Below are 15,182 nucleotides of genomic sequence, written 5' to 3'. Positions count from 1 at the left end.
TGTTGGCGCAAGGAGGCGGCACCTACCGTCCCCCCCATGCTGACCTTCCTCGGCTTCGCCATGATCGCGACGTTCCTGGTCCTGATCATGATGAAGAAAATGTCGCCCATCGCGGCGCTCGTCCTCATCCCGGCACTCTTCTGCGTGTTCGCAGGGAAGGGCGCACACCTCGGCGACTACGTCATCGACGGCGTCGGCAAGCTCGCACCGACCGCCGCCATGCTGATGTTCGCCATCGTCTACTTCGGCGTGATGATCGATGTCGGCCTCTTCGACCCGATCGTCCGCGGCATCCTGCGCTTCTGCAAGGCGGACCCGATGCGCGTGGTGGTCGGTACCGCCGTCCTCGCCGCGATCGTCTCGCTCGACGGTGACGGATCGACCACCTTCATGATCACCGTCTCGGCCATGTACCCCCTCTACAAGCGGCTCGGCCTGAGCCTGGTGGTGATGACGGGCGTCGCGGCCACGGCCAACGGCGTCATGAACACCCTCCCCTGGGGCGGACCGACGGCCCGCGCCGCCACCGCCCTCAAGCTCGACGCCGCCGACATCTTCGTCCCGATGATTCCGGCGCTCGCGATGGGCCTGCTCTTCGTGTTCGTCCTGGCGTACGTCCTCGGCGTGAAGGAACGCCGCCGGGTCGGCACGCTGGTGCTGCCCGGCCAGGTGGAGCGGGAGGCGGCCGAGGAGGAGCTGGTCCCGGCCGCGCCCGCCGCGTCCGGCGCGTCCGCCCCTGTCTCCGCCCCTGCCGTCACGTCCGCCCCTGCTGCCTCTGCCTCTGCCTCCGGCGAGGGCGCCGGTTCCCCCGCGGGCCCCGACGCCGCCTCCGCCGCGCACGGGGGCGGTGACGCCGCCACCCCCGAGGACGGCTTCCAGGGCCTGGACCCGCACCGGCCCACCCTGCGCCCCCACCTGTACTGGTTCAACGCGGGCGTCACCGTCGCCCTCCTCACCGCGATGATCATGGAGCTGCTGCCCATCCCGGTGCTGTTCCTGCTCGGCGCCGCCCTCGCCCTCACCGTCAACTTCCCGCACATGCCCGACCAGAAGGCACGGATCGCCGCCCACGCCGACAACGTCCTCAACGTCGCGGGCATGGTCTTCGCCGCCGCCGTCTTCACCGGTGTCCTCACCGGCACCGGCATGGTCAAGCACATGGCCGACTGGCTCGTCGGCGCCATCCCCGAGGGCATGGGCCCGCACATGGCCCTGGTCACCGGACTGCTCAGCCTGCCGCTCACCTATTTCATGTCCAACGACGGCTTCTACTTCGGCGTCCTGCCGGTCCTGGCCGAGGCCGGCGCCGCCCACGGGGTCTCCCCTCTCGAGATCGCCCGCGCCTCCCTCGTCGGCCAGGCCCTGCACATGTCGAGCCCACTGGTTCCGGCCGTGTACGTCCTCGTCGGCATGGCCAAGGTCGAGTTCGGCGACCACACCCGGTTCACCGTGAAATGGGCGGCCCTGACCTCCCTCGTGGTCCTCGCGGCAGGGATGCTTTTCGGCATCATCTGACGTCCGGCGCCCTCTGGCCGGCAAAAACTACCGACGCTAGTTTGTAGGGTGTTCGCGAGGTCGGATCTACGCGCTCGTGCGTGCTCGGGAGGAATGCCATGAAGGCCCACGACGGGATGTACATCGACGGCGGGTGGCGGCCCGCCGTCGGCAGCGATCTGATCGAGGTCGTGAACCCGGCCGACGGCCAGGTCATCGCCCAGGTCCCGGCCGGCACCGAGGAGGATGTGGACGCGGCGGTACGCGCGGCCCGTGCGGCCCTCCCCGGCTGGGCGGCCACCGCCCCGGCCGAGCGGGCCGCCCTGATCGGTGCGCTCCGCGACGCACTGCTGGCCCGCACCGGCGAGCTGACCGAGACGATCACCGCCGAGCTCGGGTCCCCGCTCGGCTTCTCCAAGGCGGTGCACGTCGGAGCGCCGATCGCGGTGGCCACCTCCTACGCCGAACTCGCCTCCTCCTACGCCTTCGAGGAGCGGGTCGGGAACTCCACCGTGCTGCTGGAGCCGATCGGGGTGGTCGCGGCCATCACGCCCTGGAACTATCCCCTGCACCAGGTCGTTGCAAAAGTGGCACCCGCTCTCGCCGCCGGCTGCACCCTCGTCCTCAAGCCGGCCGAGGACACCCCGCTGACCGCACAGCTCTTCGCCGAAGCCGTGCACGAGGCGGGCATCCCGGCCGGAGTCTTCAATCTGGTGACCGGTACCGGTCCGGTCGCCGGCCAGGCCCTGGCCGCGCACGAGGGAGTCGACCTCGTCTCCTTCACCGGCTCGACCGCGGTCGGCAAGCAGATCGGCGCGACGGCCGGCGCCGCCGTCAAGCGGGTCGCGCTCGAACTGGGCGGCAAATCGGCCAATGTCATCCTGCCCGGGGCCGACCTGGTCAAGGCCGTCGGGGCGGGCGTCGGGCACGTCATGAACAACAGCGGCCAGAGCTGCAACGCGCTCACCCGGATGCTCGTCCACCGGGACCACTACGAGGAGGCCGTCTCGCTCGCGGCCGCCGCGGTCGCCGACTATCCCACCGGCGACCCCCGCGAGGCCGGCGTCCGCGTCGGCCCGGTCGTCAACGCCAAGCAGCACGAGCGCGTCCGCGGTTTCATCACCAAGGGTGTGGAGGAAGGCGCGCGCCTCGTCGCCGGCGGGCCCGCCGCGCCGCTGGAGCAGGGGTACTTCGTGGCGCCGACGGTGTTCGCCGACGTCACCCCCGACATGACGATCGCCCAGGAGGAGATCTTCGGCCCGGTGCTGTCGATCCTCCGCTACGAGGACGAGGAGGACGCCCTCCGCATCGCCAACGGCACCGTCTACGGCCTGGGCGGCGCCGTCTGGGCCGCCGACGAGGCCACGGCCGTGGCCTTCGCGCGCCGTATGGACACCGGGCAGGTGGACATCAACGGCGGCCGCTTCAACGTGCTCGCGCCCTTCGGCGGCTACAAGCAGTCGGGTGTCGGCCGCGAGTTGGGCGCGCACGGCCTGGCGGAGTACCTCCAGACCAAGTCCCTGCAGTTCTGACCCCCTGACGGTCCTACCCGCCCGCCCGCCCTGCCCGAGCCGCCCGCCCTGCGGCCGCAGTCGTACGCTCCGTACGCGCCGTAGCCACGGCACCCGCCCCCGCACCGGAAAGACGAGATGACGACCATGGTCCGCGCCGCTGTCCTGCCCGCCGTCGGAGCCCCGCTGGAGATACGGGACATCGTGCTGCCGGATCCCGGCCCCGGGCAGGTCCGGGTGCGGCTCGCCGCGGCCGGGGTGTGTCACTCCGACCTCTCCCTCTCCAACGGCACCATGCGGGTCCCCGTGCCCGCCGTCCTCGGTCACGAGGGCGCGGGCACGGTCCTCGCGGTGGGGGAGGGCGTCACGCACGTCGCCCCCGGTGACGGCGTGGTCCTCAACTGGGCCCCGTCCTGCGGAGAGTGCCACCACTGCACCATCGGCGAGGTCTGGCTCTGCGCCACGGCGCTCACCGGGGTCGGGGCCGTCCACGCGCACGACGCCCAGGGCACCGCGCTGCACCCCGGGCTGAACGTGGCCGCCTTCGCCGAGGAGACCGTCGTCGCGGCCAACTGCGTCCTGCCGGCCCCCGCCGGGATCCCGCTCACCGAGGCGGCCCTGCTCGGCTGCGCCGTCCTCACCGGCTACGGGGCGGTCCACCACAGCGCCCAGGTCCGCCCGGGCGAGTCGGTGGCCGTCTTCGGGGTCGGCGGGGTCGGCCTGGTCGCCCTCCAGGCCGCCCGGATCGCGCAGGCGGGCCCGGTCGTCGCCGTCGACGTGTCCCCGGCCAAGGAGGAACTGGCCCGGGCGGCCGGAGCCACCGAGTTCGTCCTCGCCTCCGACACCACCGCCAAGCAGATCCGCGCGCTGACCGGCGGGCAGGGCGCCGATGTCGCCGTCGAGTGCGTCGGCCGGGCCGAGACCATCCGGGGCGCCTGGGAGTCGACCCGGCGCGGCGGCCGCACCACGGTCGTCGGCATCGGCGGCAAGGAGCAGAAGGTCACCTTCCACTCCATGGAGATCTTCCACTTCGCCCGCACCCTCACCGGCTGCGTCTACGGCAACAGCGACCCGGCCCGCGACCTCCCGGTGATCGCCGAGCACGTCCGCGCGGGCCGCCTCGACCTCGGATCCCTGGTCACCGACCGCATCACCCTCGACGGCATCCCGGCCGCCTTCGACGCGATGCTCGCCGGCAAGGGCGGCCGCTCGCTGGTCGTCTTCCAGCCCTAGGACACGGCTGCGGGACACGGCTGCAGGACACCGCTGTAGGGCACCGCGCCGCGTCGCCACGGAGTGCTCACCCGCCCTGCCACCGGGAGGGCGGGGGAGCCGGCTCGGTGGTGTCCGTGCACGGTGGTCGGCTAGGCGGCGGGCAGCGCCTCGTACTGGAGGGCCAGTCCGTCCAGCAGCGCCGCCAAGCCCGTCTCGAAGGCGCCCTCGTCCACCTCGCGCCCGCGCTCCGCCAGCAGATGGGCCTGGCCGAGGTGCGGGTAGTCCGCCGGGTCGTAGGCCGCGCGGTCGTCCACGAACCCTCCGGCGAAGGAGGCCACCGCCGAGCCCAGGATGAAGTACCGCATCAGCGCGCCGATCCGGGTCGCCTGCGCCGCCGGCCAGCCGGCCTCCGTCATCGCCCCGAACACCGCGTCCGCCACCCGCAGTCCGGCCGGCCGGCGGCCCGGCCCGCGCGCCAGGACCGGCACGATGTTGGGGTGGTCCGCCAGCGCGTCCCGGTACGAGTGCGCCCACGCGTCCAGAGCCGCCCGCCAGTCCTGGCCGCCGTCGAACATCGACAGGTCCACCCGCGCGCTCACCGCGTCCGCCACCGCGTCCAGGATCTCGTCCTTGGTGCGGAAGTGGTTGTAGAGCGAGGGCCCGCTGACCCCGAGCGCGGCGGCCAGCCGGCGTGTCGACACCGCCTCCAGCCCTTCCGCGTCCACCAGGGCGCCGGCCGTCTCGATGATGCGGTCCCGGCTGAGGAGGGGCTTGCGCGGTCTGGCCATGCGCCACATAGTAGGGCCTGCCTGCCATAAACTACCGGTGCTAGTTAAAGGCGCCGATCCCGCCCCGGAGGTGCCCGGTGAATCTGGAGCTGAGCGAGGAGCAGGCCGCCGTCCGCAGGCTCGCCCGCGAGTTCACCGAGCGCGAGGTCGTCCCGTACGCCGCCGAGTGGGACCGCGCCGAGAGCGTGGACCGGGCCATCGTGAAGAAGCTGGGCGCGCTCGGCTTCCTCGGCCTGACCGTCCCCGAGGAGTACGGCGGCTCCGGCGGCGACCACCTCGCCTACGTCCTGGTCACCGAGGAGCTCGGGCGCGGCGACTCGGCTGTGCGCGGGATCGTCTCCGTCTCCCTCGGCCTGGTCGCCAAGACCATCGCCGCCTGGGGCGATGAGGAGCAGAAGCGCGCCTGGCTGCCCCGCCTGTGCTCCGGCGACGCGCTCGGCTGCTTCGGCCTGACCGAGCCCGGCACCGGCTCCGACGCCGGCAACCTCACCACCCGCGCCGTGCGCGACGGGGACGCGTACGTCCTGGACGGCAGCAAGATGTTCATCACCAACGGCACCTGGGCCGACGTGGTGCTCCTCTTCGCCCGCACCGGCGACGAGCCCGGCCACCGCGGGGTCTCCGCCTTCCTCGTCCCCACCGACACCCCGGGCCTGACCCGCCGCGAGATCCACGGCAAACTCGGCCTGCGCGGCCAGGCCACCGCCGAGCTCGTCCTCGACGGCGTCCGCGTGCCCGCCTCCGCCCTGCTCGGCCCCGAGGGCAAAGGCTTCTCGGTCGCCATGTCCGCCCTCGCCAAGGGCCGGATGTCGGTCGCCGCCGGCTGCGTCGGCATCGCGCAGGCGGCCCTGGACGCGGCCGTCTCGTACGCCGCTCAGCGCGAGCAGTTCGGCCGGCCGATCGCCCACCACCAACTGGTCCAGGAGCTCATCGCCGACATCTCGGTCGACGTGGACGCGGCCCGGCTGCTGACCTGGCGGGTCGCCGACCTCATCGACCGCGGGCAGCCCTTCGCCACCGAGTCCTCCACCGCCAAGCTCTTCGCCTCCGAGGCCGCCGTGCGCGCCGCGAGCAACGCCCTGCAGGTGCACGGCGGGTACGGCTACATCGACGAGTACCCGGCCGGCAAGCTGCTGCGCGACGCCCGGGTGATGACCCTGTACGAGGGCACCAGCCAGATCCAGAAACTGCTCATCGGCCGTGCCCGCACCGGGGTTTCCGCCTTCTGAGTACCCGTATGAGTACGCGTGCGGATGTGCTCCCGCGCCGTCCGCCCGATGCTCGGAGCATGAACGAGACACCGGTCAAGCAGCAGAGCACGGGGGCGTACTACGGCCAGGCCGTCGCCTCCTTCGGTATCGCCATCGGCGCCGTGGCCGTGGGGATCTACAACCTGGAGGCGAACGGCTGGGTCCGGGCCTTCCTCGGCATCGCCGTCCTCTACCTCACCACCTCGGCCTTCACCCTCGCCAAGGTGATCCGCGACCGCCAGGAGGTCACGCAGATCGTCAGCCGGGTGGATCAGGCCAGGATGGAGAAGATGATGGCCGAGTACGACCCCTTCGCGCCGAAGTAGGCGTACGCCGGGTCCGGCCGCCGACCCGACATCGCTAAGCGCTTGCTCACCCTCCGGTAAGGTGGTCACTTCCACACGGTGAAGGGTGAGTGAGCGATGGGCAGCGCGGAGGATACGGTCGACGGCTACCGGCCGTGGTCCGAGGTCACCCCCGACGCCGCGCGGCGGCTGCTCGTCGCCGCCGTCGACGCCTTCGCCGAGCGCGGGTACCACGCCACCACCACGCGTGACATCGCGGGCCGTGCCGGGATGAGTCCGGCCGCGCTCTACATCCATTACAAGACCAAGGAAGAGCTGCTCCAGCGGATCAGCCGGATCGGCCACGACAAGGCGCTGGAGATCCTGACCACCGCCGCCGACGGCCCCGGCAGCGCCGCCGACCGGCTCGACGCCGCCGTGCGGTCCTTCGTGCGCTGGCACGCGGCGCACCACACCACCGCACGCGTGGTCCAGTACGAGCTCGACGCCCTCGCGCCGGAGCACCGGTCCGAGATCGTGGCCCTGCGCCGGCGGAGCGACGCGGCCGTGCGCCGCATCATCGCCGACGGGGTGGCCGCGGGGGAGTTCGACGTCCCCGACGTGCCGGGCACCACGCTCGCCGTGCTGTCGCTGTGCATCGACGTGGCCCGCTGGTTCAACACGGCCGGGCAGCGCACGCCCGACGAGGTCGGCGGGCTCTACGCCGACCTCGTGCTCCGCATGGTGGCCGCGCGGCCGGGCCCTCAGAAGTAGTAGCGCGACACCGACTCCGCCACGCACACCGGCTTCTCGCCGCCCTCACGCTCGACCGTCACCGTGGCGGTGACCTGTACGCCGCCACCCGCCTCCGCGACCTCCGTGATCACGGCGGTGGCGCGCAGCCGTGAACCGACCGGCACGGTCGCCGGGAAACGGACCTTGTTCGTCCCGTAGTTGAGGCCCATCCGCATGCCCTCGACCCGCATGATCTGCGGCACGAGAATCGGCAGCAGGGACAGCGTCAGATAGCCGTGCGCGATGGTGGAGCCGAAAGGTCCACCCGCCGCGCGCTCCGGGTCCACGTGGATCCACTGGTGATCGCCGGTGGCGTCCGCGAAGAGGTCGATCCGCTTCTGGTCCACCTCCAGCCACTCGCTGGGCCCGAGCGGTGCGCCGATCCCGGCGTGCAGCTCCTCGGCGGACGTGAAGACCCTCGGCTCGGCCATGCCCTGTTCCTGTCTCTCGCGGACGACTGACGGACGAACGAACGAATAAGCGCTTGCTCAGCATGCTGGGGGGCGTATGTGTATGTCAACGGACCTCCGACTACGCTCGGCCGGGTGCCGCAGATTCCCGAGAAAATCCACGAACTCACCGTCGGCCAGCTGTCCGCCCGCAGCGGCGCGGCCGTCTCCGCGCTCCACTTCTACGAGGCCAAGGGCCTGATCAGTAGCCGCCGCACCTCCGGCAACCAGCGCCGCTTCACGCGTGACGCGCTGCGCCGGGTGGCCTTCGTACGCGCCGCACAGCGCGTGGGTATCCCCTTGGCCAGCATTCGCGAGGCGCTGGCGCAGCTCCCCGAGGAGCGCACCCCCAACCACGAGGACTGGGCCCGCCTCTCCGAGGCCTGGCGCGCCGAACTCGACGAACGCATCACCCGCCTGGGCCGGCTCCGCGATCACCTGACGGACTGCATCGGCTGCGGCTGCCTGTCGATGGAGACCTGCGCGCTCTCCAACCCGGACGACGCCTTCGGCGAGCGGCTCACCGGCTCGCGGCTGTAGCCACCGCCCGCGCCACCATGTCCCGGGCCGCCGCCACCAGTTCGGCGTTCGACCGCGCCGGACGCCCGTCGGGCAGGTGCGTCACATCGCCTACGCCGGTCCGCACGCCGGTGCCGCACCGCGCGGCCAGCCGCAGCACCGGCCAGGCGGCCGCGTCCCGCCCGTACAGCAGCACCGGTACGGGCGGCAGCGCGCGCAGCCCCGCCACCAGGGCCGGATCGGCCGCCGCCAGCTCGACCGAGAGCCGCACCCGCCCGGGCTCGCGCACCGGCCAGGCCAGGAACCGGGCCAGCGGCTCCGGCCCGGCCGCCCCGCCCAGCGGTACCACCGCGTCCACGGCGACCCCCCGCGCCAGCAGGGCCTGCGCCAGCTCCGCGGCCCCCGGCTGCCCGAAGCGCACCACGGCCCGGTCCGGCAGCACCTGCCACGAGGCCACCCGCGCCCGCCGTCCCGCGGGATCGGGCTCGGCCGCGATCGACACCGGTACCGACAGCGCTGCGCCGACCCCTGCGCGCCGCAGCACCTCCAGCACCGGCCCGACCACCCGCGGGGAGAGGCTCTCCCGCCCGCACGGCGTCCGCGGATGCACCAGTACGTCCTCGGCCCCGGCGGCGACGGCCGCGAGTGCCGACTCCGCCAGCGCCTCCGGCGACAGCGGCACGGCCGGGCCGTCCGCGGCACTCCGCGACCCGTTCAACGACACGGACAGTGATACGGACAGCGGTGCGGGCGACGACACGGACAGCGGCCCCGGCACCTTCACGCGGCTCCCGCCGCCGGGGTGTCCAACATCATCGGGGTGTCCACCAGGGCCGGTCTGGGCACCACGATCCCGCAGCCCGCGCACACCGGCCCGTCCCAGGCCAGCGCACCCGCCCAGGGGCCGACCGGACCCACCTCCGGCCAGTGCAGTTCGGTGTCCCCGCACACCGGGCACGCCGTCCCCGGCGCCGACTCCAGCGCCCGCACCAGCCGCCGCAGTACCTCGCCCAGCGCCCCCTCCGGCCGAACCCCCGGATCGGCGCACCGCACCACCGCGTCCCCACTGCCGCCCCAGGCCCACTCCGGCCGGCGCAGCCCGTGATGCTTCTCCCGCCGCCGGCGTTCCGCGAACTGGCGCTCGTACTCCAGCCAGACCGCCCGCGCGTCCTCCAGCTCCTCCAGCGCGGCGACCAGCCGCAACGGATCGGCCCCCCGATCCTCCGGGGCGATCCCGTGCCGGTCGCACAGATGCCACCATGTGGCCCGGTGCCCGTAGGGCGCGAACCGCTCCAGACAGCGGCGCAGGGAATGGCGCCGCAAGGCCCGGTCATTGCGCGCGTCGCGCACCTGGTACGCCAGACTCCGGAAACCCGCCATCACACCATCACCTCCGCCGATGTGCCCAACATGCCCGGTCGGAGGCCGGCGCATGCGGGGGCGGTCGAGGCGTGCGGGTGGCACATGGCCAGAACTCAGCGCCCCATGCGCCCCGCGTCCACCACCAGCCGGGCCAGTTCCTCGTGGCAGATGTCGCTGTGCGCCCCCGACGGGGCGCCGCCGCGCCGCACCACGGAGCCCGCGTCCACGCTGACGCAACCGGTCGTGGGGACCCCCTCGCGCAGGGCCGTGTCGAGGGTCAGCCGGGGCGCGCCCGGAACCGCCTGGACCCCGTCGTGCCCGATGGCGCCCCAGCGCTCGTCGAAACCCAGAAGTCCGGCCGAATCCCCTGCCATCCGGGAGGCCAGCGGGTAGAAGATCTTGAGGGCGGAGTCGTGGGGGGAGTGACAGGCGACCACCGGCCCGTCGACCCGGCGCTGGAGGCCGCGCAGGGCGCCGCCGGTGCCCTTGTCGTGCGGCAGTCGGTCGGCGAACGCGTAGTGGGAGAAGGCTCCTTGGAGCAGGGTCACGGATTTCACGTAGCGGGCCCGGTCCGGCACCGCGCGCAGGGAGAAGGAGACGACGCGCGCCCCGAAGCTGTGTCCGATCAGATGGAACCGCAGGGCCGGGCGCGCGGCCGCCAGCTGGGCCAGTACGGGGCCGAGGCCGCGCTCGCCCACCACGCCCGCCCGCTTCTTCATCTTGTAGTACGCGGCCTGTCGTAGCAGTTCCTTGGCGCCGCCCCACAGGCCGCGCATCCCGCCGCCGACCGTGAGCCCCGGACCCTCGGGGCCTCCCGCGGCCGCCGGCGCGCCCGTACCCGCCGCGCCCGTACCCGGTGCGCCCGCCCTGGCCAGGGCGACGGAGAGGGCGCGGCACACCTCCAGCACATCGTCCGTGAAGATCGCGGGTACCGACGGCGCGACCAGCGCGGGGACCGCGTCGACACCCGCCAACTCGCGGATCAGGGCACCGAACTCGATGAAGGCGGCCGCCGAGTCCGCTCGCTCCGCCAGCAGTTCCGCCACCCGGTCCAGCTCCGCCCGCCGCTCCGGCCAGAACTCCTCGAGCGCCCGGCGGGTGAGCGGGTCCAGGGCGCCGCCGAGGTCCGGTTCCGCGAGGGCGGCGAGGGTGTCGAAGTCCGGTATCGGCTCGTCGGAGAACCGCATCGAGGGCCATACGACACCCACGTAGCCCAGCCGCACCCCTGACCCCACCAGCCCCTCGAAGGGTGCGAAGAACCGGTCGTAGAGGCGCGTCGCCGTGGACCGGTCGCTGTTCCAGCCATGGGCGAAGACCAGCAGGTCGGTCGCCTCCATCCGGGACACCGTGCCCTGCGTGACCCGGTCGACGTCCCCTTCGGAGTCGAAGGTCAGCTCCGCGTACGGCCGGACCCCGACCCCGCCCACGACCCCGGTCCCGAATCCGAATCCGCCACCGACGTTCGCCATGACGCCCCCCTTCACGCCGTGCCTCCGGTGCAGTCAGCATCCTGCTGCGGCGCCCGCCCGGCCAGCCCCCCGACGCGGTCGGATCACGGATACAGCAGGTACTTCTCGCGCACCGCCCCGAAGCGCGCCAGCCCCGCCGCCCAGTCGCCCACGACCTCGTCCACGTCCGCCCCCGCGTCCACCAGCGTCCGCACCCGGTCCGAGCCGGTCAGCCGGTCGATCCAGTGGTCCGCGCGCCAGCCGAAGCCGCTCCACACCCGGCGCGCCGTGATCAACAGTCCGATCCCGGCCCGTACCGGGTCGAAGGCCTGGCGGTCGTGCACGATCAGCCGGACCCCGCCGCACACCTTCCCCACGTGCTTGGAGAAGGTCGGAGTGAAGTACGCCTCCCGGAACCACACCCCCGGCAGCCCCAGCCCGTTCGCCGCCTCCGCCCACCGTCGGTCGATCCCCTCCGCGCCGATCACCTCGAAGGGGGTGGTCGTCCCGCGCCCCTCGGAGAGGTTCGTCCCCTCGAACAGGCAGGTACCGGCGTACGCGAGGGCCGTGTCCGGGGTCGGCATGTTCGGGCTCGGCGGCACCCAGGGCAGCCCGGTCTCCCCGAAGAACGACTCCCGCCGCCACCCGGACATCGCCACGGTCCGCAGCTCGACCGGTCGGTCCGTCAGGAACGCGCCGTTGAAGAGCCGGGCCAGTTCCGCCGCCGTCATCCCGTGCGCCAGCGCGATCGGCTCCCGGCCGACGAAGCTCGCGTACGGCCGCTCCAGCACGGGCCCCGCGGCCCGCCGGCCACCCACAGGATTGGGCCGGTCCAGCACCACCACCGTCTTGCCGGCGAGCGCGGCCGCGCGCATACAGTCGTAGAGGGTCCAGATGTAGGTGTAGAAGCGCGCCCCGACGTCCTGGATGTCGAAGACGACGGTGTCGATCCCGGCCGCCGTGAAGACGTCCGCGAGCTTCTGCCCGCTCTTGTCGTACGTGTCGTACACCGGCAGCCCGGTGGCCGGGTCCCGGGAGGCCCCCTCCGAGTCGCCGGCCTGCGCGGTCCCGCGGAAGCCGTGCTCGGGCCCGAACACCGCCACCAGGTCGACCCGTTCGTCCGCGTGCAGCACGTCGACCAGGTGCCGTGCGTCGGCCGTGATCCCGGTCGGGTTGGTGACCACGCCGACCTTCTGTCCGGACAGTACGGCGTACCCGTCCGCGGCGAGCCGCTCGAACCCGGTACGCACCCGCCCGCCCGCCGCAGCGGCCGCGTCCGCGGCGGTGACCCCGCCTGACGCGGTGGCCCCGCCCGCTCCGCCCGCTCCGCCCACTCCCAGCGCACCGGCCGATCCGACGGCCCCCGCCAGCCCCAGCACCCCGCGTCGCGACAGTGTCATCCGACCACGCTAGAGCTCACGCCCCTTTCCTCCTGACATACCGACCGGTTAGTCTGCCCGCCATCCGGCATCCGGCCGCACGAGAGGTGGACCCCGTGAGCGCGTACCAGGACCAGCGAGTCGTCGTCACCGGCGCGGGCGGCGGCATCGGCGCCGCCCTCGCCCACCGCTTCGCGGCCGAGGGCGCCACGGTCGTCGTCAACGACCTCGACCCGGCCAAGGCCGCAGCGGTGGCGGCCGCCATCGGCGCCCGCGCGATCCCCGTGCCGGGCGACGCCTCGGCGATCGTGGCCGAGGCCCGCGAGGCCCTCGGCGGGACGGTCGACATCTACTGCGCCAACGCCGGACTCGCCTCGGGCGGCGACGCCTTCGCCGACGAGTCCGTCTGGGAAGCGGCCTGGGACACCAACGTCATGGCCCACGTCCGCGCCGCCAGGGCGCTGCTGCCGGACTGGCTGGAGCGGGAGAGCGGCCGCTTCGTGTCCACCGTCTCGGCCGCCGGGCTCCTGACCATGATCGGAGCGGCCCCGTACAGTGTCACCAAGCACGGTGCGCTCGCCTTCGCCGAATGGCTCTCGCTGACCTACCGCCACCGCGGGGTCCAGGTCCACGCCATCTGCCCGCAAGGGGTGCGCACCGACATGCTGACCGCCGCGGGCTCGGCGGGCGAACTCGTCCTCGCGCCGACCGCGATCGAGCCGGAAGCGGTCGCGGACGCGCTGTTCGACGGCATGGAGAAAGGCCGGTTCTTGATCCTCCCGCACCGCGAGGTCGCCGATTTCTACGCCGCTCGCGCCACCGAGCCGGACCGCTGGCTGAGCGGCATGAACCACCTCCAGCAGAAATGGGAGACCCGGTGACCGCCTCCCGGTACGCCGCCAAGCCGTGGCTCGGGCTGCTCGCCACGGCCCAGCGGGCGCCCGTCGCGCCGCCGCCCACGGTGCTCCAGGCCTTCCGCGAGGCCGTCGCCCGGGCCCCCGAGCGCACCGCCGTCGCCTACTTCGACGGCCGGATCGACTACGCGGAGGCCGACGCGCTCTCCGACTCGGTCGCCGGCCACCTCGCGGCGCGCGGCGTCCGCCGCGGCGACCGGGTCGCGGTCATGCTGCAGAACACCCCGCACTTCGTGCTCGCCGTCCTCGCGGCGTGGAAGGCCGGGGCCGTCGTCGTCCCGCTCAACCCCATGTACAAGTCCGGCGAGGTCGGGCACATCCTGCGCGACTCGGGGGCCTCCGCACTGGTCTGCGACGGCGGCGCCTGGTCCGCGTACCTGCGCGAGGCGGCGCGGGACAGCGCCGTGCGGACCGTGCTGACCTCCTCGGACCGTGACTTCCAGACGCGCGACGACCCGCGCGTCTTCGGCCCGGCACCGGCCCCGGCAGCGGGTTCGGCCGCGGGTTCGGCCGCGGGGTCCGCCCGGCCCTTCGTGCCCGCCCAGGCGCACGCGCCGGACCGGGAGTCCGAGGCCGGCCCGGGCACCGGCGGTCCCGCCGCCGGGCCCACCGCCGCCGACCTCCTCACCGTGGCCCGCGGCAGGCGCCCCGCGCCGGACGGCCCACCCCTCACCGCCGCCGACACCGCCCTCATCAGCTACACCTCCGGCACCAGCGGCACCCCCAAGGGCGCGATGAACCCGCACGGCGCGCTCACCTACAACGCCGTCCGGCAGGTCACCTCCCACCCCCTGCCCGAGGGAGCCACGTACTTCGCCCTCGCGCCCCTCTTCCACATCACCGGCATGGTCTGCGAGCTCGCCGCCTGCTTCGCCAACGCCGGCACCCTGGTCCTCGCCCACCGCTTCGACGCCGGCGCCGTCCTCGACGCCTTCCTCGAACACCGCCCGGCCTACACCGTCGGCCCGGCCACCGCCTTCATGGCCCTCGCCGCCCACCCCGGCGTCACCCCGGACCACTTCGCCTCGTTCCAGGTGATCTCCTCCGGCGGCGCCCCGCTCCCGCCCGCGCTCGTCGAGCGCCTGCGCACCGCCTTCGGCTTCTACCTCCGCAACGGCTACGGCCTCACCGAGTGCACCGCCCCCTGCGCCAGCGTGCCCACGCACCTCGAAGCCCCTGTCGACCCCGCCTCCGGCACCCTGTCCGTGGGCCTGCCCGGCGCCGACACCGTGGTCCGCATCCTCGACGAGCGGGGAGCCGAGGTGCCCTTCGGCGAGACCGGCGAGATAGCAGTCCGCGGGCCCCAGGTGGTGCCCGGCTACTGGGGTCTGCCCGCGGAGTCCGCCCAGGCCTTCCCCGGCGGCGAACTACGCACCGGCGACGTCGGATTCATGGACCCCGACGGCTGGCTCTACGTCGTCGACCGCAAGAAGGACATGATCAACGCCTCCGGATTCAAGGTCTGGCCGCGGGAGGTCGAGGACGTGCTCTACACCCACCCCGCCGTCCGCGAGGCCGCGGTGGTCGGCGTCCCCGACGCCTACCGCGGGGAGAGCGTGAAGGCGTACGTGAGCCTGCGCCCCGGCACCTCGGTGGAGCCGGCGGAGCTCGCCGCCTACTGCGCCGAGCGCATCGCCGCGTACAAATACCCGCGCCAGGTCGAGATCCTGCCTGTTCTTCCGAAGACGACCAGTGGCAAGATCCTGCGACGGGAACTGCGCGATCGCGGCTGAAAACAGTCGGACGGTCGTACAGCTGGTCGCGGTGACCAGGC

At 73.3% G+C, this 15,182-nt stretch carries 15 protein-coding genes; 9 read left to right on the top strand and 6 right to left on the bottom strand.

The window, feature by feature from the left end; all coding sequences use genetic code 11:
- Positions 1 to 36 precede the first annotated feature (36 nt).
- The 3 genes from OG624_RS10375 to OG624_RS10365 all read left to right on the top strand — a co-directional run bounded on the left by OG624_RS10375 (position 37) and on the right by OG624_RS10365 (position 4,238).
- Complete coding sequence (locus OG624_RS10375) at positions 37 to 1,515, top strand: CitMHS family transporter (protein ID WP_371639342.1); 1,479 nt, start codon at positions 37 to 39, stop codon at positions 1,513 to 1,515.
- Positions 1,516 to 1,613: 98 nt separating this feature from the next.
- Positions 1,614 to 3,026 carry an aldehyde dehydrogenase family protein gene (locus tag OG624_RS10370; protein ID WP_371639341.1) on the top strand — a complete coding sequence of 471 codons (1,413 nt, stop codon included), beginning with the start codon at positions 1,614 to 1,616 and terminating at the stop codon, positions 3,024 to 3,026.
- A gap of 126 nt (positions 3,027 to 3,152) precedes the next feature.
- Positions 3,153 to 4,238: a Zn-dependent alcohol dehydrogenase gene (locus OG624_RS10365; protein ID WP_266445285.1), complete on the top strand. Its 1,086-nt coding sequence runs from the start codon at positions 3,153 to 3,155 to the stop codon at positions 4,236 to 4,238.
- 131 nt (positions 4,239 to 4,369) lie between these two features.
- Here the strand turns inward: OG624_RS10365 and OG624_RS10360 are convergent, their stop codons facing one another.
- Positions 4,370 to 5,017 carry a TetR/AcrR family transcriptional regulator gene (locus OG624_RS10360; RefSeq protein ID WP_326747741.1) on the bottom strand — a complete coding sequence of 216 codons (648 nt, stop codon included), beginning with the start codon at positions 5,015 to 5,017 and terminating at the stop codon, positions 4,370 to 4,372.
- 68 nt (positions 5,018 to 5,085) lie between these two features.
- On the opposite strand from OG624_RS10360, the gene OG624_RS10355 reads away from it, so the two are divergent.
- The 3 genes from OG624_RS10355 (at position 5,086) to OG624_RS10345 (ending at position 7,316) form a co-directional block, all read left to right on the top strand.
- Complete coding sequence (locus tag OG624_RS10355) at positions 5,086 to 6,237, top strand: acyl-CoA dehydrogenase family protein (protein WP_033223881.1); 1,152 nt, start codon at positions 5,086 to 5,088, stop codon at positions 6,235 to 6,237.
- A 59-nt stretch (positions 6,238 to 6,296) separates the two neighbouring features.
- The gene (locus OG624_RS10350) at positions 6,297 to 6,584 is read left to right on the top strand and encodes a YiaA/YiaB family inner membrane protein (RefSeq protein ID WP_033223882.1); all 288 of its coding nucleotides are present in this window, start codon (positions 6,297 to 6,299) and stop codon (positions 6,582 to 6,584) included.
- Positions 6,585 to 6,680: 96 nt separating this feature from the next.
- Positions 6,681 to 7,316, top strand: coding sequence for a TetR/AcrR family transcriptional regulator (locus OG624_RS10345; protein ID WP_033223883.1), 636 nt, complete (start codon positions 6,681 to 6,683; stop codon positions 7,314 to 7,316).
- On the opposite strand, the gene OG624_RS10340 is transcribed toward OG624_RS10345, so the two are convergent.
- Positions 7,307 to 7,768, bottom strand: coding sequence for a MaoC family dehydratase (locus OG624_RS10340; RefSeq protein WP_033223884.1), 462 nt, complete (start codon positions 7,766 to 7,768; stop codon positions 7,307 to 7,309). The genes OG624_RS10345 and OG624_RS10340 overlap by 10 nt on opposite strands.
- A gap of 114 nt (positions 7,769 to 7,882) precedes the next feature.
- On the opposite strand from OG624_RS10340, the gene soxR reads away from it, so the two are divergent.
- On the top strand, positions 7,883 to 8,326 hold the full coding sequence (gene soxR / locus OG624_RS10335; RefSeq protein ID WP_033223885.1) for a redox-sensitive transcriptional activator SoxR: 444 nt from the start codon (positions 7,883 to 7,885) through the stop codon (positions 8,324 to 8,326).
- Here the strand turns inward: soxR and OG624_RS10330 are convergent.
- The 4 genes from OG624_RS10330 to OG624_RS10315 all read right to left on the bottom strand — a co-directional run bounded on the left by OG624_RS10330 (position 8,307) and on the right by OG624_RS10315 (position 12,515).
- Positions 8,307 to 9,029, bottom strand: a complete 723-nt coding sequence (locus tag OG624_RS10330) for a 3-keto-5-aminohexanoate cleavage protein (protein ID WP_326750353.1) — start codon at positions 9,027 to 9,029, stop codon at positions 8,307 to 8,309. The genes soxR and OG624_RS10330 overlap by 20 nt on opposite strands.
- 56 nt (positions 9,030 to 9,085) lie before the next feature.
- The gene (locus OG624_RS10325; protein ID WP_033223886.1) at positions 9,086 to 9,685 is read right to left on the bottom strand and encodes a hypothetical protein; all 600 of its coding nucleotides are present in this window, start codon (positions 9,683 to 9,685) and stop codon (positions 9,086 to 9,088) included.
- A gap of 95 nt (positions 9,686 to 9,780) precedes the next feature.
- Positions 9,781 to 11,136, bottom strand: a complete 1,356-nt coding sequence (locus OG624_RS10320) for a serine-threonine protein kinase (RefSeq protein ID WP_371587520.1) — start codon at positions 11,134 to 11,136, stop codon at positions 9,781 to 9,783.
- Positions 11,137 to 11,219: 83 nt separating this feature from the next.
- Positions 11,220 to 12,515: an exo-beta-N-acetylmuramidase NamZ family protein gene (locus OG624_RS10315; protein WP_371587519.1), complete on the bottom strand. Its 1,296-nt coding sequence runs from the start codon at positions 12,513 to 12,515 to the stop codon at positions 11,220 to 11,222.
- Between the two features lie 95 nt (positions 12,516 to 12,610).
- Here OG624_RS10315 and OG624_RS10310 point away from each other — a divergent pair, with 95 nt between their 5' ends.
- Both OG624_RS10310 and OG624_RS10305 read left to right on the top strand, forming a co-directional pair.
- Complete coding sequence (locus tag OG624_RS10310; RefSeq protein ID WP_161288059.1) at positions 12,611 to 13,375, top strand: SDR family oxidoreductase; 765 nt, start codon at positions 12,611 to 12,613, stop codon at positions 13,373 to 13,375.
- A complete protein-coding gene (locus tag OG624_RS10305; protein WP_371639340.1) occupies positions 13,360 to 15,141 on the top strand; it encodes a class I adenylate-forming enzyme family protein in 1,782 nt (593 codons plus the stop codon). Before OG624_RS10310 ends, OG624_RS10305 begins: the two co-directional genes overlap by 16 nt.
- Positions 15,142 to 15,182: the final 41 nt, after the last annotated feature.

It is taken from the genome of Streptomyces virginiae (assembly GCF_041432505.1).
In the GTDB taxonomy this organism is placed as follows: domain Bacteria; phylum Actinomycetota; class Actinomycetes; order Streptomycetales; family Streptomycetaceae; genus Streptomyces; species Streptomyces virginiae_A.
This window is presented reverse-complemented; position numbering and strand designations above follow the sequence as displayed.